Source organism: Lactiplantibacillus plantarum (assembly GCF_014131735.1).
Taxonomy (GTDB): Bacteria; Bacillota; Bacilli; order Lactobacillales; family Lactobacillaceae; genus Lactiplantibacillus; species Lactiplantibacillus plantarum.
Genome location: NZ_CP039121.1, coordinates 2,668,327 through 2,688,642 on the forward strand (window position 1 = coordinate 2,668,327; position 20,316 = coordinate 2,688,642).

Genomic DNA, 20,316 nt, shown 5'->3' on the forward strand with positions numbered 1-20,316 from the left:
AATGACAATTAAAGCAGTAATTTTTGACTGGGCCGGCACGACCATTGACTATGGCAGCCGGGCGCCCATCGTGGCTTTCCAAAAAGCCTTTGCCAACGTTGGTATTCAAATCTCTGAAGCTGAGATTCGCCAAGATATGGGACTAGATAAGTACACCCATATCCATAAAATCATGGATTTACCGGCCGTTCAAAACGACTGGCAGGCGCGTTTCCAAGTCTTACCGACTGAAGACGACTGCAATCAAATCTTTAGCAACTTCAAGGCAATCTTGCTTAGCTCCCTGACTGAATTCGGACAATTAAAGCCCGGCATGTCAGCTGTAATTGACTATTTGACCGCTCACAATATCAGCTATGGCACGACCACCGGCTATGACGCTGAAATGTTAGCTCTGGTCTTACCGATTGCAGCTAAGCAAGGCTATCGTCCCGCCGTCAACATCACTTCAGAACAAACTGGTGGTGTTGGTCGACCAGCGCCGGCAATGCTTGCGTTAGCAGCTGAACAGCTCACAATCATCGATCCAACAACCGTCATGAAAATTGGGGATTCCGTTAATGATATCTTAGAAGGCAACAACGCCGACGCAGTCTCTGTAGGGATTATTGATGGTAGCAACATCATGGGACTTTCTGAGTTAGCCTTCAACGCCCTTAGCCCCGCCGAACAAGCTGAACGACGAGCCCACGTCACTGCCGCTTATCAACGCGCTGGTGCCGATTACATTTTACAATCGATGGCTGAATTACCGGCATTGCTTGATCAAATCAATCAACCGGTTGCCACTGATCATTAGCAGACAAGGAGCCCGATTTTTATGAAACAACCTTATTTACTCCTAACACCCGGTCCACTCAGTACGACTGCCAGTGTTAAGGACGCAATGCAAATTGATTATTGTACTTGGGATAGTGACTATCGGCACGTCACCGAAACCATTCGGCAACAAATCTTAGCTATGGCCCAAGCCAATCCAGAAAACTATACGACCGTCCTACTACAAGGAAGCGGCAGTTTTGGTGTTGAGGCCACCATTGGCACAGCAGTACCACGGACCGATGCAACTTTAATGATTGCCATTAACGGCGCATATGGGCATCGGATCAGTCAAATTGCAGAATATTACGATATTCCACATATCGACGTTGTGTTCAACGAAGATGAAGCCGTCGATCCGGTTCGGATTGAAGCAACCTTAGCTGATCATCCGGAGATTACCCACTTCGCAACCGTTCATAGCGAAACGACAACTGGGATTCTCAACCCAATCGAAGCCTTAATGCCTATCATGCATGAACACGGGATCGTAACGATCATCGATGCCATGTCCAGTTTAGGTGGCGTCCCGATTAGCATTGATGAATTGGATTGTGACTACTTGATTAGTAGTGCCAACAAGTGTGTGCAAGGCGTGCCCGGTTTTGCGTTCATCATTGCAAAACAAGCGACCTTGGCCCACACTGCTGACAACGCTCGTTCACTTTGTCTAGATCTCTACGACCAATGGCAAGCCATGACCAAGCAACCAGGAAAATGGCGCTTCACTTCGCCAACCCACGTGGTACATGCCTTTGCGCAAGCACTCATTGAATTGCAAGCAGAAGGCGGCGTGACACCACGCTACCAACGTTACCATGCTAGTCAACAACTCCTTAGCGACGGCTTACAAGCGCTAGGTTTTGAATTAGTGATTGATCCAGCCATTCAAGGGCCCATCATTACGTCATTCAAATACCCGAACGTCGACTTTGATTTTGCTGACTTCTATCAGTTCATCAAGCAACGCGGCTTCGTCATTTATCCTGGGAAGGTTTCAAATATCCCTAGCTTCAGAATTGGTACCATCGGTGATGTTGATACAACTGATATTCAACGACTCTTAACAATTATCGGTGATTATCAACAACTTCACCGCTAACTGCATTGATCAATCTAAAAGGTGCGTGCCAAGGACTCAATCCTGACATGCACCTTTTTTGACGACCACAAAAGCGGCTTTGAAATCTATTGACGAGATTTCAAAGCCGCTTTCAATTATCAGCTAACCGATACTAGTCACGATCATCGTAGCCATTGGGATGCTTCTGCGTCCAAGCCCACGCTGTTTCAATAATATCGTTAACATTGTCATAATTTGGTTGCCAACCTAGCACGTCACGCGCCTTATCACTCGCCGCAACCAATGAGTCTGGATCACCAGGCCGCCGTGGTGCTAGCTTAGCTGGAATTGGTTGCCCGGTAACTTCACGAGCAGCCGCTAACATTTGTTTGTTAGAGAAACCAGTTGAAGAACCCAGGTTAAAGGCATTACTGTCATTTCCTGCAGCCAAGTACTTCAAAGCCAAGATATGTGCATCAGCTAAGTCGACAACATGCACATAGTCACGCACATTCGTCCCATCCGGCGTATTATAGTCATCGCCGAAGATTTTAAGTTCATCGCGTTTTCCTTGCGCAACTTGTAAAATGATTGGAACCAGATGTGTTTCGGGGCCATGATCTTCGCCAATACTGCCATCTGGCTTGGCACCCGCAACGTTAAAGTAACGTAACGCGACAAACTTAATACCATAGGCAACGTCCGCCCAGTGCATAATTTGTTCCATCATTAACTTGCTGGCGCCATACGGGTTGATTGGTAACTGTGGATCAGTTTCTTTAATTGGAATCTGCTTAGGTGTCCCATAAGTAGCGGCCGTTGATGAGAAGACGATTTGCTTCACATCATGGGCCTGCATCGTTTCAAGTAACGTGATCATCCCACCAGTATTGTTATCAAAGTACTTCAGTGGCTTACTCATTGATTCTGGTACGATTGAAAAGGCGGCAAAATGCACGACAGCTTCAATGTCCTCAGTATCAAAAACGTGATTCAAAAAATCCGCATCCCGCAAATCACCCTGATAAAACTTGGCCGCCGAATTAACAGCAGCACGGTGTCCCGTGACCAAATTATCAACGACCACGACGTCCGTACCGTGTTCTACTAACCGATCGACCATGTGAGAACCAATGTAGCCAGCTCCCCCTAAAACTAAAATTGACATAATGAACCTCCCCTGTATGGATGTATTAATCATAGCATACTGAATCGCCAGCGACTCTAATAAAAACGTGCGTTCTAATCGACCAAGTCGCTCACGATCACATCATTAACACACTAGTGTAAATACCAACCCAGCAAATTACTGAATCGGCTCTGGTAAAGTCCGCCATTGAATCGTGACCTCACAACACTTCTCATCATCAACTTCGATCAAATGACTCGTCGTGACCTGATCGGCCACTTCGCTCGGTAAGATGTTCGCATGAGCAGTCACCGTTTGCCCGTACTTGACTTCATTTTCATAGCGAACGTCAACGTGAACTAAATCATGTTGAAGCAAGAACGTCGCGGGTAGCGTATCTACGAGCCAATCAAAATAGTGTGCATTATTAACATGCCGGTTGGGATCAATGTCAAAGAAGCGGACATGGTACGGCTTCGTAATCGTTGTATCGGTCGCTTCAAAACTAATCGGTCGTGGCAAGCGCGGAATGCGCTTGACGACTTCCGACTGATACGGCGCGACCAGTTCTGGTAAAATTTTTACGATTCGCCGGGTCGTTTGACTCATCATGACCCAGATACTCGTAATATAGGCCAACTGTTGACCATCTGCGTCCCGAATCCAAAATTCACGGTAAGCAAAATATGGATTATAAGCACTACCCCGAACGGCAATCGTAACGACTTCGTCTTGGCGGGGCATCCGTGTAATATCAATGGCATATTGCGTGACGACCCAACCGACACCATGGCTTTGCACCATTTCCGTCGTTAAACCAAGGGCGTCGCTTTGATCCTCTGATGCCAGTACGGCAATATCAATTAATGTCGTTAAGGTTGCGCGACCAGTGCGGTCACATTCATAATACGTAATCCGGTGCTGTTCACTGTAAAGACTCGCATTTGCGCCTAAAGTTGCCATTCATCAAGACTCCTCATCGTTGGTATTTAGTTCATGAAATTGATTATAAACGCTTTGCCGGGGAATATTTCGTCGCTTCGCAATCGTCTTAATGGCCACGTTGGGCTTATCTCCGGCTGCAATCAACGCTTCGACTTGGTCTTTGACTGGCAACTGTGCCAATTCATCCGTTGTTTCTGGTTCATCCTTATCCGGATTACCACCGATCAAAAGGACAAATTCGCCCTTTAACTGATGATCCTGCGCCCACGTCACCATTTCAGCCAAGGTTCCACGCGCGAATTCCTCGTAACGCTTAGTCAATTCCCGGCACGCCACAATTGGCCGCGTCCCTTCACAGACGGTCGCTAGGAGGGTCAAGGTCTTGGCAACACGGAATGGCGATTCGTACAAGACCACTGTTTCATGTCGCCGAGCCAATTTAGCTAAATCAGCTTTTTGTTCATTCTTCTTACGCGGTAAAAAGCCGTAGAAATAAAATGGCTGTGGCACTAGGCCAGAAGCAATCAGCGCAGTCAGGCCGGCATTGGCACCTGGTAGTGGCACGACTGGAATATTCGCGGCAATGCAGGCTGCCACAAGTTCTTTGCCGGGATCACTGATTGACGGCATCCCCGCATCGCTAACTTGTGCTAAGTTAACGCCCGTCTGTAATTTTTCAATTAACTGGGGAATCCGTTCTTGGGTGTTATGTTCATGAAAGCTAATTTGTTTCGTTGTAATTTCAAAATGATTCAATAACTTTTGGGTATTCCGGGTATCTTCTGCGGCAATTAGGTCAACCGTTTTAAGCGTCGCCACTGCCCGATAAGTCATATCCTGTAAGTTGCCAATTGGCGTCGGTACTAAGTACAAGGTCCCGATACCCGCATGATCTGCAAAACTTTGTTGTGTTTCCAAAACGTCCTCCTAACAATCCTCTCGACCGTGACTTGTTCCTATGAGTGACTCGTGGTGAAAAGCACAAAAAGTCTGGGACTACTCCCAGACTTTTTCGACTATGCGCGTTCACGTTCACCATAAATGACTTCCAAACAAAAAACGCAGGATTCGTCATCGTCACGCCGTTTGCCGTAAAACTGGTTGCAGACGTGGAAGCCCTCATCATAGAGTTTTTCCAAGTTTTGCCGTGACTTTGAGAGCGTGGTCGTGCTAGCCGCTTTTTTCGGCAATTCATTTTCAATTTCGACCATGTGTTCACGTAAATGTTCATTTTCAATGACCAATTCCGCGTTTTTCTCTAACACCGTTGTCATATCGGCGCGTAACTTGGCCATTTTGTCTAGCATTTGTTGCATCTGTTGTTCCATCTCACCGAAACTATCGTATAAATCACGCTTATCCACGCGCTCACCCTCGTTTTCCTTTATTTAAGCGTTTGTTTGAAAAATCGGCCATAACTTTAACGTTAAGCCTTCTAAGACATTTTGAAAACTAATATTGCTAGCTAGCTGGCGCTTGGCCGTTAAAGCTAGTTCTGTCGCCGCAATCAACTGCTCATCGCTGACTTCAGCCGTTAACCCGGCCAATTCTTTTTGGTACTGACCAAAGGTTAACGCTGTCGTTGCCACCTCAAAATGTAATTGCAATAGATCTTGGAACAAGGCCGCAATTAAATCCAACATAACCAGCTGATGATCAGCGTCCTTAGCCAAACCAACTAAATTGACCTGCACAGCCACAAAACTCCGTGGGTCACCCTTAACAGCCTGGTCAAACCACCGCCACAATGCTTGCGCAGCTTGTGGTAACCAATCATCCGCTAGCAACGCCTGCGCCTGGGTCACGCTATTTGTCAGGCCCCGTAACATCTGTGCTTGGTTTGGCGCAATCCCGGCCTGTTCAAACGTCTGCTGTAACGCCTGCGCATTTAATGGTGGGAATTCGATCACCTGGGTTCGTGAAATAATCGTTGGTAGCATCAGTTGCTTATTAGTCGTTAATAACAAGGCCGTGACGTTACCACTTGGCTCCTCAATAAACTTCAATAAGCTATTGGCAGCACTCGCTGTCATCTTCTCCGCATCATTAATGATGAACAGTTTCCGGTTACCTTCGACCGCACTCTTAGAGAATTCAGCTTTTAAGTAACGAACCTGATCAACGTGAATTCGCTGACCCTCGGGAGCCACTGTCACAATATCAGGGTGCGACCCATTAGCAATCCGGACGCACTCCTCACAAGTGCCATCTGGTTCACCATCATTAATATGCAGGCAGAACAACCGTTGCGCAATCCAATGGGCCAGTTCTGGTTGTCCAGCGCCTTCCATCCCCGCGAATAAGTACGCGTGGGCCAGATGGTTCTGGGCGATGATGTGTTTAAATGCCGCTAATAAGCGGGGCTGTTTCGCCGCTAACGTTTGCGCAAATGACTCGGTTGTTGCCATTAATAATCATCCTTCATTAAAATTGGTGAAATTGTTCAATTGGTAGAACAAAGACCGTGGCACCACCGACTTGAACTTCAACTGGATAGGCAGCTGCGCCATCCATCGTCACGTCTAGATTGACTGGTGGTGTCATAAACTGTTCCCGCGCATGACTCGTTTCTTTAATCATGGCTAAAACTTCATCCACACGGTCATCATCAATACCGATCATAAAAGTGGTATTACCTGAACGTAGGAAGCCCCCCGTCGTTGAGAGCTTCGTGGCCCGAACATTGGCTTCAATGAACTGGCTGCTCAACCGGTTACTGTCCTTATCTTGAACGATTGCAATAATTAATTTCATTGGTCTTCCCCTCCCTTGGATGCCACATAAGCCGGTAACTGTGACGCCATAATCTCTAAGGCCTGCGTCACAACTTGGTCCAATGGCTGACTTGCATCGACGCGCTTGATACGGTCAGGATGATCAGCCAGTAATCTCAAATACGCTGCTTGCACCCGGTGATGGAAACTTAAGGCTTCCACGTCCAAGCGATTAATTTCATTTTGGCGATGTTGTTGAATGCGGTTTAATCCAACGGCAGCATCTACGTCAAAATACAACGTTAAATCTGCGGTTAGCCCCGCGGTCGCGAACTGATTCATATCATAAACCGCTTGTTCCCCAATACCACGACCGGCCCCCTGATAAGCGACCGAGCTATCGATGTAGCGATCACACAAGACAAGTTGGTCGTTCTGCAATGCTGGTTGAATGGTTTGGACGATATGTTGTCGCCGTGCTGCCGCATAGAGTAACGCTTCCGTACGGTCGTCCATCGCTGTATTATGACGGTCTAAAATGATTTTTCGAATTGCTTCTGAGATTTGATTCCCGCCCGGTTCACGCGTCACAACTAAGCGATCCCCTAATTGTGGCTGTAATTTGGCCACAATCGCGTTTAAAGCTGACGTTTTGCCGGCACCGTCTGGCCCTTCAAAAGTAACTAATTTTCCTGTCAACATTCCCAATCCCATCTATTTTCTTATATGTAGCAATTGTACTTGATTTTTGAGTACCTGTCTAATACGGTTACCACTAGTGAGGGTACTTTTTCACGATTTTTACGTGGGTCGGCTACTACCAATTGTGGTTTTGATGATTTATTCGGTGAATTGCTAAAAAGTTATTAGATAGTACTACCCACGATTGATAAATACCGATTTTAGTTTGTTATTCATTAGTGGATGCTCCATACCTACTTTTGATATCATATAAGACTGTCGTTGAACCAGTATTTAGTAAAATAATGACTACTGGGCGTTCAGTCAATTTCCAGTAAGAGCATTGAAAAGGTTACCCAGAAAATCTGAATCATTCTATCAGAAAAACTAAAATTCAGTTTTTCACCCTATTTACTTGTATAGAGGCTACATCATGTCACGGACGCTTTGCTTAGTTTAATATTAAGCTTTGTTCTTTCTGTAAGCCTCTAACTGTTCAGTTAATTTATGAGCGTTACTTTCAATCTGTTGAAGACTCCCATTAGCTAACAAGCCACCAAATGCCACACAGTCAGCGCCAGCATCGAGAAAATCATTAAAATTATCAAAATTTCCACCGCCAGAAGCAAGGATTGGCATGTTGGGAATAGGCGTTTTAACAGTATTAATCCACTTTGGACCGTCAATCGCTGAGCCTGGGAAGACTTTAATAAAAGCTGCACCATAGGTCATTGCTTCTACAGCCTCAGTAACCGTATTGCACCCTGGTAAGTAGGGAACTTGATAGCGGTTGCAAATCAACGCAACATCTTTATCAAATTCAGGGGATAAGATAAAGTCCGTCCCACTTAAGATGGCTATTCTAGCAGTGACCGCGTCTAAAACAGTCCCTGCCCCGATAATGATCTCCGGAAAATTTTTTTTGACTTGTTTTATTGATTCCTGCGCCGTTGGAACCGTAAAGCTTAATTCAATTAGCTTTACACCACCTTTTAACCCCGCCTCAGCAATATTTAGTGAAGTTTGAACGTCTGCACGAACAACTGACATAATGCCATAATCGCGAATTTCTTTTGTAATTTCTGCCTTTTGCATATCCATATGAATACCTCATTTTAAAAAATACTAAATACTTGTTTGAGTAAAATACCAATAACATTGTAATCAACATTAGGAAATGTTGAGCCTTGAATCCCCATTTGTTGGAGTACTGGTAATAGTAAGAGTGGTAAGAAGGATAGCATTAGTCCCATGACAAAGGAGCCTGCTAACGCACCACGCCAACCACCAGTTGAATTGCCAAACACTCCCGCTGCACCACCAGAGAAGAAACAAATATGTGCTGCAGGTATAATAACTGTTGAAAAATGAAATACGGTCATAATGACAATGCCCAATAACCCGGCCGCGTAAGAACCAATAAAGCCAACAAGGACAGCCGTTGGAGCGTATGGAAAAATAGTTGGTACATCAAGTGCAGGGCGGGATCCTGGAATGTATTTAGTCGAGATTGCAACGAAAGCATTCGTAATTTCTTCAAGAAACATCCCAACACCATACATCAGAACACTCATCGCCGCAGTAAAAGTTAAAGCCTGAATCAACGGGAACACTAGCCAATGAACGCCACCAGAAATTTTAGCAGTTGCAACTTGACCCGCGGCAAACGTTGCTATATAGAACATAATCAACATCACGATTGCCACACCGATAATGAAATCTTTAAATAGAGACAAAAACTTTGGAAATTTAATATTTTCAGTGGTTTCATCTGCGTGTTTTTTAAAGAGCGTCCCAACCAAACCAGAAGTTGCATAACCAATCATGTTAAAATGACCAATCGCTTGTGCATCACCGCCTGTGATTTTTCGCATAAACGGCTGACAAAGAGCTGGTAGCGCCGTAGAACAAAATCCTAAAATCGCACCACCAAATATGATTGCCCAAAGATCATTTAATCCTTCAAATTTGAGAATTAAAGCTAATACACAAGCAAAAAACAAACTATGACCACCTGTGAAAAAGATGTTTTTAAATGGTGTAATTCGTGCAAAAACTAAATTCATTGCAAAGCCTAATATCAATGTTAACGCAACAACAAACCCATACTTACCTTGCGCCATTGCAGTTGCAGCTTCTGGCGCTGCAATAACACCATGAATATGGAATCCTTCTTTGAACAAAACATTAAATGATTGTAGCGTAGTCGTGATTGTGCTGGCACCAATCTGGAAAATTAAGAAACCAACAATTGTTTTAATAGTTCCTTTAGTAACATCCGTTGCGTCTTTCCCTTTTTGACTAACCAAACCGATGAATGCAACAGCACCTAGTAAAATTGCTGGACTACTGAATAGACTGATTAAGAACTTAAGCATGGATTATAACCTACTTTCCAATATACGGTGTCATCTTTCGTTCAATTTCATTAGAATCCATTAAGCTGTCAATACCAATAATTGGTGTTTTTACGCCTTCATCCTCCAACTCTTTAGCAACATCACTTAATGAAATAATTAAGTCCCCACGAAAACTACCAACTGCATCTAAACTGGCATGTTCACAATCAACATCCCAACCATTTTTACTAGCAACATTCCTAACCTGAACTGTTAACATAGTACTGGTACCCATTCCGTTGCGACACGTTACTAAAACTTTCATAATTAATCACCTTTCATTAAATAAATCTATAACCTCGTTAACATCGTTAGATCGAGTTACTTTTTCAATTACTCTTGTTTTTTGGAGCACATTAACTAAAGCAGCCATTTGACTTAAGTGAATATCATCGCCAACTGAACTAAGTGTAAAAACAAGACTTACTGGATCATTAACCTTATTTCCAAACTTAACCGGCTCAGTTAAGACAGTAAGTCCAAGACCATTTTTTAAGGCCCCATCAGATACAGCAGCGTGTGATAACGCTATGTGTGGTGCAATTACAATATAGGGACCATCCTTTTCAGCAATTTCAATGACACGCTCAGGATACTCTTTAGTCACAAACTTATTCTTGACTAATGGCTCCGCTGCACATCTAATCGCAGATTGCCAACTGTCAACCGTTACATCCAATTGAACTAAACTTGAATCAAGTAATTGCATCTTTTCACCTCCTACTTCATTTCATTTAACAAAGTTAAGTCTACTCTTGATAAAAGCGCTTACAAGTGCAATAATTGCAGGTAAATTAGTGCAATCGTTACACTACTAGATGTTAAGGGGGTATATAGCCTATGGAAGTTAATGATATTAAGCACGGAGAAGATATTTTAGAACTCTTACTTCAACCAAGTTCCTACGTAGATTTCAATCGAATTCATGAAGTATTACATATCTCACGAAGAACCTTCTTTTACGCTTTAAAAAAAATAAATCATTATCTAGACGATAATGATTTAGACACTATTCAAAACGTAAAGGGGGTTGGTTATCATCTTTCTGATGACACAAAGCACACTTTATTGAAAGAATTCTCAGATTCAAAAACAATCAGTCAGGTTTTCTCCCAGCGTGATCGGAAACTTCTAACCATGCTATCCTTGATTAATCACGAATATGTTTCATTAGAAAATAATCAACGACGCTTTCACATTACACATCATACTGCTGTCTCAGATTTAAAAGCTTTGAAAGTAACTGCTCTAAACTATGGTCTTACGATAATTTCAGGAACAAATGGTACTTCTCTAACAGGTACGGAACGCAATCAACGAAATTGGTTTTTAACAGTTCTAGGCGAGAACGGCCCATTAATAAATAGCGCCTTAAAAATTGATCCCAATACGTCTCTCGAAATTACACATTTTCTGCGTACACTAGAAACGGACACTGGAAATTATTTTAGTGATGATACTTTAACAATCCTAATAACCTTCTTTTCTTGGTATCTGAACCGACTTCTCACAAATCATAGTTTTGAATTAAAACAAAACGATGCTAATATGTCTGAACAAGTTAGCATCATTAATAACTGGGCAAAAGCATTTTTATGCCATTATCAGATTTATAACGTAAACGAGCAGCTGTTCATCACCTACTTAGTAAAAAGCGGTCAGTTTATTCACATTAATCCCGATAATAAGCTAGCTCATAAATTAGCGCCTATTGTTAGACAAATCATTCGTCGATTTAATGATGTTTCTGGCTCTCAAATCTCTGTAGAATCTTTAGAGGTACCCTTGTTAACACATCTTTTATCTACTTACTATCGTGTTAAGTATCAAATTACGTTTAAACAACCTAGCTTAAGCATAATTATGAAGCAGTACAATGAATTGATTTTTTTACACGTCTTTCTCTAAAACCCTTTGAAGACCTAATTGACCAGAGACTATCAGATGAAGAAGTTACACTCGTCGCAATTTATTTCGGAGGCATATTACGAAAAGAAAACAAACCAGATTACGCGGTTGACGTAGTTTGTTCTAGTGGCATTGGAACCTCGAAAGTTCTACACGAAGAATTACGTCAACGATACCCTAATGTTAAATTTTCGGAGCCTATGAGCGTTTTCAAACTTAAAAACAGTCATTCCAGAAACATTAAACTAATTATTAGCACTATTAAATTAACAGATAGTTACCCTGTACCAACAATTGTCGTTGCACCAATTCCCACAAAGATACAATGGCAACAAATTAACCAAGCACTGATATCACTAAAAATCATTAAAAGATCCTCTCACAATGCACTGACCGTTACCAATCTAATGGATATAATCGGTGATTATGCTCGTATTAGTAATCCAGTAGCTCTTGAATCTGCGTTATCAAATTTACTCGCCAAAAACCAACCAACTCCAGAAACTGCATTAACAAATAGCATTGGCCTACAAGAACTACTCTCACTTGATAACATACTGATTAGCCAACGGGACGATCTTAGTTGGAAAGATGCAATTATTAATGCCTTTACTCCCTTATTTAAGAAAGGCTATATTAATCGACACTACATTGACACAATTATTGCATCAACTGTAGAACATGGCCCTTACATGGTCATTGGTAATGGTGTAATGCTAGCCCATGCACGACCAGCGGATGGGGTTCGAAAAGTTGGTATGTCTCTATTGGTCTTAAAAAAACCAATTAAAATTTACGATGAAAATACTAAGCACGCTAAAAGAATAAATGTCATTATCGGACTCGCTCCAATAGATGCTGCAGAACATGTTTTAGCGTTATCACAGTTGGTAAAGCTACTTCAACAGCCACATTGGTTAGCAAATATTGAGAACGCAACCAATGCACAAATGGTTTATGATTCTTGCTTTCCAAATTAAGACTCAATAGAGTTCCGTAAAAGCCCAGCTTTTTGATAATTCAGTTACACCTTGTCCCATGCTCTACAAAGAATCACACAAAGAGCAACTGCCTAAAGAGCAGAAAAGGATGCAGTGTTCCTCGACTTACATCATGTCCTACATTATTGAACAACGTGCTACCATTAAAGAATCATCTGTTATTGCAAGACTCTAAACTTCGTAAAAAGCCCTTTAAAGATGCAAGTTGATAAATAAATAGGACGAACAACAAAATCCGGTTGCTCGTCCTATTTATTTGCCTAGAGGCTATTATGCAAAAGCCTCACACATTTTTATTTTGAAACAAGTTATCTCTTAAATCACTAACAGTCTATTTATCAATGACCGAGCGCTGAATCGTCTGCCCATGAACTTGACGTAAACGTGCTTCACGATACAGATATAAATACTTAGCACGCGCTAAGGCGGTCTGCGTAACTAGTTCACTCGTATTATTATCATAGACCGCTTCTTGGTTCTGCTTCGCACGGTCCCAGTCCAACTTAGCGGCATTCAGGGTCGACAATAACTGTTCATCAAAAACTTCCTTGGGATGCTTGATCTTCTGTTTACGTTTAAACATGGTGGCACCTCCAATTACATTTCTTGGCGACCTTCAACTGCTTTGAATAAGGTCATTTCATCCGCATATTGAATATCACTACCAACCGACAAGCCGTGCGCCAATCGGGTCACTTTGATCCCCGCCGGCTTAACTAACCGCGAGATGTACATCGCTGTTGCTTCACCTTCAGGCGTGGCATTTGTGGCAATAATGACTTCCTTGATGGCTTCATTTTGCTGTAGCCGTTTCAATAAACTGGCAATGTTGATATCTTCCGGACCTTTGCCATCAATGGGTGACAATACCCCATGTAAGACGTGATACAGCCCGTTGTATTCCTTAATCTTTTCCATTGCCATGACATCCTTGGCCTCTTCAACAACCAGAACGGTGCTTTGATCACGCGACTTATCCTTACAAATCACACACGGATCATCTTCGGTGATATTACCGCAAATACTACAAAAATGCAGGTCCCGTTTGGCCGCAATCAGCGACTTAGCGAACTCGGTGACGTCATCACCGTTCATATCAATTGTATAAAACGCCAGCCGCGTCGCAGTCTTGCCACCAATGCCGGGCAACTTCATATAACTATCAATCAACTTAGCAATTGGTTCTGGATACTGCATGTACTTACCTCGTTTTTACTGTAATCCCTTAGTATATTTTCCCATCGTACTTTGTGTCTGTTCATCGACCTTAGTCAACGCGTCGTTCACCGCAGCAACGACTAAGTCCTGTAACATATCCACATCATCAGGATCAACAGCATCAGGGTTAATCGTAATATCCTTCATCTTCTTATCACCAGTAAAAGTGACTTTGACCATGTCGTCTGGCGCCGCACCCGTGAAGGTTTGTTCATTTAAAGCCGCTTGTTCGGCTGTCATTTGCGCCTGCATCTTCTTCATTTGTTTCATCATACTTTGCATATTGCCCATTCCACGCATCATAATTATCAGTTCCTTTCGTCTTTAGTCCGGCTGTACTTCAACTAAATCACCGAACATGTTCTTAGCTTCTTCAACGACCGGTTCTTTGGCCGGTGCTTGTTGCTCTGATGTTGCACCTCCTGGCTGGTGAGTGGCCAAATAATCCTTACGAATTTGTGGCCACTGTTCTTTAGGCACACAGACAATCTTGGGTGCCTGTCCCATCAGCCGATCCAAACCATTTCCGAGTGCATCGATCAAGGTCTGGTCATCAATCGCTTTTTGATAAACAAACGCATAGTCAAACGCAACCACAACACCTTCTGAACTGGCCGCAACTGGTTGGGCCACGTGCATTAGGGCCCGCTGCGTCACACTCAAAATGTTCATCAAATCAGTCCAAACATCGCGCACCTTAATGAGATCATTCTTCGTTGCCGCTCCCAGAATAGGATAAATCTGACTGACATTAACCTTCTTAACAACCGGGCCATTACTCGACCGCGGCTTAGCCGGTACGGGTTTAGTGACACTACCACCTTGAGAACGTAACGTTTTGACCTCGCTTTGCAACTGTTCAACTTGTTGTGCCAGTTTATGCACAGTGGGATCTTTAGGATTGACCGTTGCCGCAGCTACCGGTTGAACGGCCGGTTGAACGGCCGCTTGACCATCCAACTGAGCTAACTTGACCGTCAACACTTCTAAATAAACGTCGGGGTGCGTCGTGAACCGCATTTGTTGTTGAATATCGTTCAACGTCTTGACCATTTGGTACAGGACTTCAGCATCGATTTGCTTGGCAAATGCTTCAAATTGTTGATCATCCTCGCCCATCGCCACACTATCGACCATTTCAGGGGCCTGTTGATAGAGTAACACGTCACGCGTATAACTGATCAAATCTTCAATGAAACGGTTCGCATCTTTACCTTCTTGTAAGATTTGTCGCATCGTCTCTAGTGCCGGCTTCGTATCATGGTCGGTGACCTCACTGACATAGTTAGCCAGCAACTGCTTGGTCACACTTCCCGTCACCATTAACGCATCATCCAACGTAACCGTGTTATCCCCAAACGAAATTACTTGATCCAGAATACTTAAAGCATCCCGCATTCCACCTTCAGCAGCCGCTGCAATGACGCGTAGCGCTTTTTCATCATAGGTCACATCCTTCTCATTGAGGATGTACACCATCCGATCGTAGCTATCCTTAGCTGTAATCCGCCGAAAATCAAACCGTTGCGTCCGTGAAATAATCGTTAATGGAATCTTATGGGGCTCCGTTGTCGCTAAGATAAATATAACGTTAGCCGGGGGTTCTTCTAGCGTTTTGAGCAACGCATTAAACGCGCCAGTCGATAACATATGAACTTCATCAATAATGTAGACTTTATAGTCCGCTTGCGTTGGAGCATACTTCGCTTTGTCCCGAATATCACGAATCTCTTCCACGCCATTATTAGAAGCCGCATCAATTTCGATGACATCATTTAGTTGCCCCTTGGTAATCGCCGTACAAGTCTCACATTCATTGCAAGGTTCCCCATCAACAAGATGGTGACAGTTAATTGCCTTGGCAAAAATCTTTGCTGCCGACGTTTTCCCAGTTCCCCGGGGACCGGTAAACAGATACGCATGACTCGTCTGGTGGGTCATAATGGCATTTTTTAGTGTCTGGGTAATCATCTGTTGCCCGACAATCTCATCAAAGCGTTGGGGACGCCAAACCCGATATAGTGCCCGATACATGCGATTCTTCCTTTCTTACATCAGTCATACTTTGGTTATCATTACTTATTATAAGCCATTGTTTAAACGTCCTGAACAGTTAGCTTCCTGGTTGTGCTGCTTCCACTAACAATCAGTGTCGGTTATACAAATTAAGCATCTAAGCGCACTTGCCAACGAGTCGATGCCCAGGCCTTTAACCACCTTTGTTAGGCGTTTAGTTATTCCTTCAACAAGCAGTGGCTTTAACTATCAGCCTGAAAAGCATCACCCAAATAACGTATTACTACTATGAATAATAGGTAAATAAAAATAAACCAACCTATCAGCACGTTCAAAACTAGCACTCAATATTTAATTTAAATAAAAAGCTCTCAACCGAATGGCTAAGAGCTGTTACATTTCATAAAAACAAAAGGCACAAGATGAAGCAAACTTAGTGCTGCTTCCTTCCGGACCTGACACGATTCGTAAATCCACCCTTGCCTTTTGGCCTTGCGGCAAATACTATAATACATGATTTGCGCCACAATTACCAGCCATCGGCCTAATTTTTTTCAGCAGCTTCACGTCGTGCTTTTTTAGCCGCCTTTTTCCGTTTACGAATCCCACGGAAGAAGTTTTCCAACATCTCGCCGGCCGGACGTGCCAAGATGCGTTCATGAACCGTTACTTGATGATTTAACCGGGTATCATCCATCACCTGATACAAACTACGAACGGCGCCAGCCTTGGGATCACGGGCACCAAAGTAGAGTTCAGGTAGCCGTGCATTAATAATAGCCCCACTACACATCAAACATGGTTCCAAGGTGACATATAGCTGACAATCGGCTAATCGCCAACTATGCAAATATTCGCAAGCTTCCTGAATCGCAATAATTTCCGCGTGCATCGTTGCATCCTGACCATGCTCCCGTAAATTGTGACCACGGCCAATAATTTCACCCTGGTGAACGATCACGGCCCCAATCGGCACTTCGCCAATTAAGTAGGCCATCCGCGCTTCATGTAATGCTTCTTGCATCCAGTCTTCCGCTGTTGGTTCCGTCACGACTATCCCTCCTTTACACTTTGTAGGATGTAATACCCTTTGTCCTTCTTAATCACCTGACAATTACCAAAGGTCGTTTGCATCAATTTCTTCGCAGATGGTGCGCCCTGCTTTTTCTGTAAAACGACGGTGAGTGTTCCACCAACGACTAGCCGTGAAACGGCCCCCGTTAACATCGCATCCACCACTGCCTTACCTGCGCGCACCGGTGGGTTGGTGACAATCGCCGCGTAATTAGTCGCGGTCACTTGTTGATAGACATCAGACGTAAAAATATTGGTATTCGTAATTTGGTTCAAAGCAACATTTTTACGCGCTAAGCTTAGCGCTAACTCGTTCACATCGACCATATCAACCGTTCGTTCGGGTGATTGATACGCGAGCGCCATCCCAATGGGACCATATCCGGTTCCCAAATCTAGCATTGGGCCCGCTGGCAAATCAGTTGGATCAAACGCTGCAAGTAGTGTTCGTGAGCCGTAATCCACGGTACGCTTGGAGAAGACACCGTTGTCCGTCGTAAATTTAAACGAGTGATTAAAAATTTCAAAATTCCATTGCTTTTCATCATGCACAATATCCGGATTGTGTGTATAATAATAGTTGGTCATATTTATTTTCCTCTAAATTTCTGGTCTATATCTATGATAACTGATTCAGCGAGTGAACCACAAATAATTTAAAAAACTTTTTAGTCGGTTAAAAGCTGACACTAACACAACATCTAGGGCTTGTGATTTTTACCACACCCTAGATGTTGTGTTTTTTGATTGTTTTTTTCACCACATGTTGTATACTAAATTTATCAGAAAAACGAGTTAGGATGATGAAAAATGAAAAAAGTTACTGTATTTACTAAAAACAACTGCATGCAATGCAAGATGACTAAGAAGTTCCTCACGGCGCACAATATTGCCTTTGAAGAGAAGAACATCAATACGAATCCTGAATACGTCGATTACCTGAAGAATCAAGGTTTCCATGCTGTTCCGGTCGTTGAAATCAATGGCGAAGACAGCATTGCCGGCTTCCGTCCGGATGCTTTAAAACAATTAGCTGTTTAGTTTGTTCACGCTTTTTTGCGTGGTTACATAGCTGGTTTACCCTTTAAAATATGATAAACGACCCACAATCATCAACCTACTGATTGTGGGTCGTCGATTTTGCCAGCCACAATTATACTGATAGAAAGAGGATTCCTTATGACCTTAAAAGATTTAAAAGACGTCACGTATTACGACTTAAATAATGAGATCAATATTCCCGTTAACAATCAGATTCCGCTCAACAAGGATCAGGAGGCACTTGCCGCTTTCCTTGAACAAAATGTTGAACCGAACACGATGAAATTTGATAGTCTTAAGGCGCGCTTTGACTACCTACGTGAACACGACTATTTGGAAACCCCTGCCATTGATAAGTATGATTTTAGCTTTATCGAAAAACTTTACGATTACTTGCGGTCGCAAGACTTCCACTTCAAGACGTTTATGGCGGCTTACAAATTTTATGCCCAATACGCCTTAAAGACGGATGATGGCGACTATTACTTGGAAAACTTTATTGACCGTGTGGCAATGAACGCCCTCTACTTTGCTGATGGTAATGAAGACTTGGCGATGGACCTGGCCGACGAAATCGTTCACCAACGTTATCAACCAGCCACCCCCAGTTTTCTCAATGCTGGCCGGGCCCGGCGTGGTGAATTGATTTCTTGCTTCTTGATTCAATCGACCGATGATATGAACTCAATCGGCCGGACGATTAACTCCGCGTTACAACTTTCTCGGATCGGTGGCGGGGTCGGTATTAACCTCAGCAACTTACGGGGTGCCGGTGATCCAATCAAGCATATCGATGGCGCTGCTAGTGGGGTCGTACCCGTCATGAAATTATTAGAAGACAGTTTCTCCTACTCTAACCAATTAGGTCAACGTCAAGGTGCCGGGGTCGTTTACCTTAGTGTCTTTCATCCAGATATTATTGCCTTTCTTTCTGCTAAGAAGGAAAACGCCGACGAAAAGATTCGGCTCAAGACGCTTTCACTCGGTGTCACCGTACCCGACAAGTTTTACGAGTTGATCAAGGCTGACGCTGATATGTATCTCTTCAGTCCTTACGGCGTTGAACGCGAATACGGGGTACCGTTCTCATATGTCGATGTCACCAAAGAATACGACAATATGGTTAAGAACCCGAACATCCGTAAAACTAAGATCAAGGCGCGTGACCTTGAAAATGAAATCAGCAAGTTACAACAAGAATCTGGCTACCCATACGTCGTCAACATTGATACCGCGAACCGCGAAAATCCTATCGACGGTAAAATTGTGATGAGTAACTTGTGCTCAGAAGTGATGCAAGTGCAAACCCCATCATTAATTGATGACCAACAACAGTATGAGAAGTTGGGAACTGATATTAGTTGTAACCTTGGTTCGACTAACATTGTTAACTTAATGACCTCTCCAGACTTTGGACATTCTGTTGAAGCCATGGTGCGCGCGTTAACTTTTGTTACTGACCACTCTAACGTCGACGTCGTTCCTTCCATCCAAAAAGGGAACCGTCAAGCCCATACCATTGGGTTAGGTGCCATGGGGCTCCATGCCTTTTTCGCGAAGAATCAGATGGAATACGGCAGTAAAGAAGCCGTTGACTTTACCAATATCTACTTCTTACTCTTAAACTACTGGACCTTAAAAGCTTCTAACGAAATTGCGCGTGAACGTCACGAAACCTTCGTTAATTTTGAAAAATCCAAGTATGCCGATGGTTCTTACTTTGACAAGTACACCACCCAAGATTGGCAACCAAAATATGACAAGACCGCTGCACTGTTTGACAGTATCTTCATTCCAACCAAAGCTGATTGGGAAGCCCTCAAAGAAGCCGTTATGCGTGATGGTCTCTATCATCAAAACCGGATGGCTGTCGCCCCAAATGGGTCAATCTCGTACATCAACGATACGACTGCCAGCCTACACCCAATCATCAACCGGGTCGAAGAACGACAAGAAAAGAAAATTGGTAAGATTTATTATCCCGCTCCTTACCTATCTAATGATACAATTAACTATTATAAGTCAGCATACGATACTGATATGCGTAAAGTTATCGATGTCTATGCGGCTGCTCAACAACACGTTGACCAAGGAATGAGCTTGACCCTCTTCATGCGGTCAACTATTCCAGCTGGCTTATACGAATGGAAAGATGGTCGCACTGATAAGATGACCACGCGGGACTTAAACATTTTACGGAACTACGCCTACCGCAAAGGGATCAAATCGATTTATTATATTCGGACCTTTACGGACGACGATGGCGAAGTCGGTGTTAACGAATGTGAAAGCTGCGTAATTTAGTATC

At 43.4% G+C, this 20,316-nt stretch carries 23 protein-coding genes and 1 other RNA gene; 6 read left to right on the forward strand and 18 right to left on the reverse strand.

Translation table 11 applies throughout. The annotated features are described in order from the left end of the window. Position 1: 1 nt before the first annotated feature. Positions 2-799, forward strand: coding sequence for a phosphonoacetaldehyde hydrolase (phnX, locus tag E5260_RS12565; protein ID WP_003640972.1), 798 nt, complete (start codon positions 2-4; stop codon positions 797-799). A gap of 21 nt (positions 800-820) precedes the next feature. Further along, entirely contained in the window at positions 821-1,921 is a 1,101-nt protein-coding gene (gene phnW, locus E5260_RS12570; RefSeq protein WP_003640971.1) for a 2-aminoethylphosphonate--pyruvate transaminase, read from the forward strand. Between the two features lie 133 nt (positions 1,922-2,054). Here the strand turns inward: phnW and galE are convergent, their stop codons facing one another. The 11 genes from galE to E5260_RS12625 all read right to left on the reverse strand — a co-directional run bounded on the left by galE (position 2,055) and on the right by E5260_RS12625 (position 10,459). Further along, positions 2,055-3,050, reverse strand: coding sequence for a UDP-glucose 4-epimerase GalE (gene galE, locus E5260_RS12575; protein WP_003643943.1), 996 nt, complete (start codon positions 3,048-3,050; stop codon positions 2,055-2,057). A gap of 138 nt (positions 3,051-3,188) precedes the next feature. Next, positions 3,189-3,974 carry an acyl-[acyl-carrier-protein] thioesterase gene (locus E5260_RS12580; RefSeq protein WP_003640969.1) on the reverse strand — a complete coding sequence of 262 codons (786 nt, stop codon included), beginning with the start codon at positions 3,972-3,974 and terminating at the stop codon, positions 3,189-3,191. Between the two features lie 3 nt (positions 3,975-3,977). After that, positions 3,978-4,874, reverse strand: coding sequence for a 16S rRNA (cytidine(1402)-2'-O)-methyltransferase (gene rsmI, locus E5260_RS12585; protein WP_003640968.1), 897 nt, complete (start codon positions 4,872-4,874; stop codon positions 3,978-3,980). A gap of 98 nt (positions 4,875-4,972) precedes the next feature. Continuing rightward, positions 4,973-5,320 (reverse strand): DNA replication initiation control protein YabA, encoded by a 348-nt coding sequence (locus tag E5260_RS12590; protein ID WP_003640967.1) that lies wholly within the window; start codon positions 5,318-5,320, stop codon positions 4,973-4,975. 24 nt (positions 5,321-5,344) lie between these two features. Beyond that, positions 5,345-6,364 carry a DNA polymerase III subunit delta' gene (holB, locus tag E5260_RS12595; RefSeq protein WP_003640966.1) on the reverse strand — a complete coding sequence of 340 codons (1,020 nt, stop codon included), beginning with the start codon at positions 6,362-6,364 and terminating at the stop codon, positions 5,345-5,347. Positions 6,365-6,380: 16 nt separating this feature from the next. Continuing rightward, the gene (locus E5260_RS12600; RefSeq protein ID WP_003640965.1) at positions 6,381-6,710 is read right to left on the reverse strand and encodes a cyclic-di-AMP receptor; all 330 of its coding nucleotides are present in this window, start codon (positions 6,708-6,710) and stop codon (positions 6,381-6,383) included. Next, positions 6,707-7,372, reverse strand: coding sequence for a dTMP kinase (gene tmk, locus E5260_RS12605; RefSeq protein ID WP_016510978.1), 666 nt, complete (start codon positions 7,370-7,372; stop codon positions 6,707-6,709). Before tmk ends, E5260_RS12600 begins: the two co-directional genes overlap by 4 nt. A gap of 441 nt (positions 7,373-7,813) precedes the next feature. Then, entirely contained in the window at positions 7,814-8,452 is a 639-nt protein-coding gene (locus tag E5260_RS12610; RefSeq protein ID WP_003640963.1) for a beta/alpha barrel domain-containing protein, read from the reverse strand. Between the two features lie 14 nt (positions 8,453-8,466). After that, the gene (locus E5260_RS12615) at positions 8,467-9,729 is read right to left on the reverse strand and encodes a PTS ascorbate transporter subunit IIC (RefSeq protein WP_003640962.1); all 1,263 of its coding nucleotides are present in this window, start codon (positions 9,727-9,729) and stop codon (positions 8,467-8,469) included. Between the two features lie 10 nt (positions 9,730-9,739). After that, complete coding sequence (locus E5260_RS12620; protein WP_015825194.1) at positions 9,740-9,970, reverse strand: PTS sugar transporter subunit IIB; 231 nt, start codon at positions 9,968-9,970, stop codon at positions 9,740-9,742. A 51-nt stretch (positions 9,971-10,021) separates the two neighbouring features. Further along, the gene (locus E5260_RS12625; RefSeq protein ID WP_003640960.1) at positions 10,022-10,459 is read right to left on the reverse strand and encodes a PTS sugar transporter subunit IIA; all 438 of its coding nucleotides are present in this window, start codon (positions 10,457-10,459) and stop codon (positions 10,022-10,024) included. A gap of 131 nt (positions 10,460-10,590) precedes the next feature. On the opposite strand from E5260_RS12625, the gene E5260_RS12630 reads away from it, so the two are divergent. Both E5260_RS12630 and E5260_RS12635 read left to right on the forward strand, forming a co-directional pair. Then, a complete protein-coding gene (locus E5260_RS12630; RefSeq protein ID WP_003640959.1) occupies positions 10,591-11,658 on the forward strand; it encodes a BglG family transcription antiterminator in 1,068 nt (355 codons plus the stop codon). A 200-nt stretch (positions 11,659-11,858) separates the two neighbouring features. Then, positions 11,859-12,638, forward strand: a complete 780-nt coding sequence (locus E5260_RS12635) for a PTS sugar transporter subunit IIA (RefSeq protein WP_003640958.1) — start codon at positions 11,859-11,861, stop codon at positions 12,636-12,638. Positions 12,639-12,990: 352 nt separating this feature from the next. Here E5260_RS12635 and E5260_RS12640 read toward each other — a convergent pair whose 3' ends face one another. The 7 genes from E5260_RS12640 to E5260_RS12670 form a co-directional block, all read right to left on the reverse strand. Then, positions 12,991-13,242 carry a YaaL family protein gene (locus E5260_RS12640; RefSeq protein WP_003640957.1) on the reverse strand — a complete coding sequence of 84 codons (252 nt, stop codon included), beginning with the start codon at positions 13,240-13,242 and terminating at the stop codon, positions 12,991-12,993. A gap of 14 nt (positions 13,243-13,256) precedes the next feature. After that, positions 13,257-13,856, reverse strand: a complete 600-nt coding sequence (gene recR, locus E5260_RS12645; protein WP_003637790.1) for a recombination mediator RecR — start codon at positions 13,854-13,856, stop codon at positions 13,257-13,259. Positions 13,857-13,871: 15 nt separating this feature from the next. After that, on the reverse strand, positions 13,872-14,180 hold the full coding sequence (locus E5260_RS12650) for a YbaB/EbfC family nucleoid-associated protein (RefSeq protein WP_003640956.1): 309 nt from the start codon (positions 14,178-14,180) through the stop codon (positions 13,872-13,874). 21 nt (positions 14,181-14,201) lie between these two features. Further along, positions 14,202-15,911: a DNA polymerase III subunit gamma/tau gene (dnaX, locus tag E5260_RS12655; protein ID WP_003640955.1), complete on the reverse strand. Its 1,710-nt coding sequence runs from the start codon at positions 15,909-15,911 to the stop codon at positions 14,202-14,204. Positions 15,912-16,297: 386 nt separating this feature from the next. Then, an RNA gene (gene ffs / locus E5260_RS12660) (signal recognition particle sRNA small type) lies at positions 16,298-16,384 on the reverse strand. Between the two features lie 53 nt (positions 16,385-16,437). Then, complete coding sequence (gene tadA, locus E5260_RS12665) at positions 16,438-16,944, reverse strand: tRNA adenosine(34) deaminase TadA (protein ID WP_003640954.1); 507 nt, start codon at positions 16,942-16,944, stop codon at positions 16,438-16,440. 2 nt (positions 16,945-16,946) lie between these two features. Continuing rightward, the gene (locus E5260_RS12670; protein WP_003640953.1) at positions 16,947-17,555 is read right to left on the reverse strand and encodes a class I SAM-dependent methyltransferase; all 609 of its coding nucleotides are present in this window, start codon (positions 17,553-17,555) and stop codon (positions 16,947-16,949) included. A gap of 222 nt (positions 17,556-17,777) precedes the next feature. Here E5260_RS12670 and E5260_RS12675 point away from each other — a divergent pair, with 222 nt between their 5' ends. Both E5260_RS12675 and nrdE read left to right on the forward strand, forming a co-directional pair. Further along, positions 17,778-18,008 carry a redoxin NrdH gene (locus E5260_RS12675; RefSeq protein WP_003640952.1) on the forward strand — a complete coding sequence of 77 codons (231 nt, stop codon included), beginning with the start codon at positions 17,778-17,780 and terminating at the stop codon, positions 18,006-18,008. Positions 18,009-18,146: 138 nt separating this feature from the next. Further along, positions 18,147-20,312, forward strand: coding sequence for a class 1b ribonucleoside-diphosphate reductase subunit alpha (nrdE, locus tag E5260_RS12680; protein ID WP_003640951.1), 2,166 nt, complete (start codon positions 18,147-18,149; stop codon positions 20,310-20,312). The last annotated feature ends 4 nt before the right edge of the window (positions 20,313-20,316 follow it).

What these genes read in the sequence shown, in the direction of transcription:
- phnX (WP_003640972.1), top strand. Translation starts at nt 2, where the DNA reads ATGACAATTAAAGCAGTAATTTTTGACTGGGCCGGCACGACCATTGAC.
- phnW (WP_003640971.1), top strand. Translation starts at nt 821, where the DNA reads ATGAAACAACCTTATTTACTCCTAACACCCGGTCCACTCAGTACGACT.
- galE (WP_003643943.1), bottom strand. Translation starts at nt 3,050, where the DNA reads ATGTCAATTTTAGTTTTAGGGGGAGCTGGCTACATTGGTTCTCACATG.
- E5260_RS12580 (WP_003640969.1), bottom strand. Translation starts at nt 3,974, where the DNA reads ATGGCAACTTTAGGCGCAAATGCGAGTCTTTACAGTGAACAGCACCGG.
- holB (WP_003640966.1), bottom strand. Translation starts at nt 6,364, where the DNA reads ATGGCAACAACCGAGTCATTTGCGCAAACGTTAGCGGCGAAACAGCCC.
- E5260_RS12600 (WP_003640965.1), bottom strand. Translation starts at nt 6,710, where the DNA reads ATGAAATTAATTATTGCAATCGTTCAAGATAAGGACAGTAACCGGTTG.
- tmk (WP_016510978.1), bottom strand. Translation starts at nt 7,372, where the DNA reads ATGTTGACAGGAAAATTAGTTACTTTTGAAGGGCCAGACGGTGCCGGC.
- E5260_RS12610 (WP_003640963.1), bottom strand. Translation starts at nt 8,452, where the DNA reads ATGGATATGCAAAAGGCAGAAATTACAAAAGAAATTCGCGATTATGGC.
- E5260_RS12615 (WP_003640962.1), bottom strand. Translation starts at nt 9,729, where the DNA reads ATGCTTAAGTTCTTAATCAGTCTATTCAGTAGTCCAGCAATTTTACTA.
- E5260_RS12620 (WP_015825194.1), bottom strand. Translation starts at nt 9,970, where the DNA reads ATGTTAACAGTTCAGGTTAGGAATGTTGCTAGTAAAAATGGTTGGGAT.
- E5260_RS12625 (WP_003640960.1), bottom strand. Translation starts at nt 10,459, where the DNA reads ATGCAATTACTTGATTCAAGTTTAGTTCAATTGGATGTAACGGTTGAC.
- E5260_RS12630 (WP_003640959.1), top strand. Translation starts at nt 10,591, where the DNA reads ATGGAAGTTAATGATATTAAGCACGGAGAAGATATTTTAGAACTCTTA.
- E5260_RS12635 (WP_003640958.1), top strand. Translation starts at nt 11,859, where the DNA reads ATGAGCGTTTTCAAACTTAAAAACAGTCATTCCAGAAACATTAAACTA.
- E5260_RS12640 (WP_003640957.1), bottom strand. Translation starts at nt 13,242, where the DNA reads ATGTTTAAACGTAAACAGAAGATCAAGCATCCCAAGGAAGTTTTTGAT.
- recR (WP_003637790.1), bottom strand. Translation starts at nt 13,856, where the DNA reads ATGCAGTATCCAGAACCAATTGCTAAGTTGATTGATAGTTATATGAAG.
- E5260_RS12650 (WP_003640956.1), bottom strand. Translation starts at nt 14,180, where the DNA reads ATGATGCGTGGAATGGGCAATATGCAAAGTATGATGAAACAAATGAAG.
- dnaX (WP_003640955.1), bottom strand. Translation starts at nt 15,911, where the DNA reads ATGTATCGGGCACTATATCGGGTTTGGCGTCCCCAACGCTTTGATGAG.
- E5260_RS12670 (WP_003640953.1), bottom strand. Translation starts at nt 17,555, where the DNA reads ATGACCAACTATTATTATACACACAATCCGGATATTGTGCATGATGAA.
- E5260_RS12675 (WP_003640952.1), top strand. Translation starts at nt 17,778, where the DNA reads ATGAAAAAAGTTACTGTATTTACTAAAAACAACTGCATGCAATGCAAG.
- nrdE (WP_003640951.1), top strand. Translation starts at nt 18,147, where the DNA reads ATGACCTTAAAAGATTTAAAAGACGTCACGTATTACGACTTAAATAAT.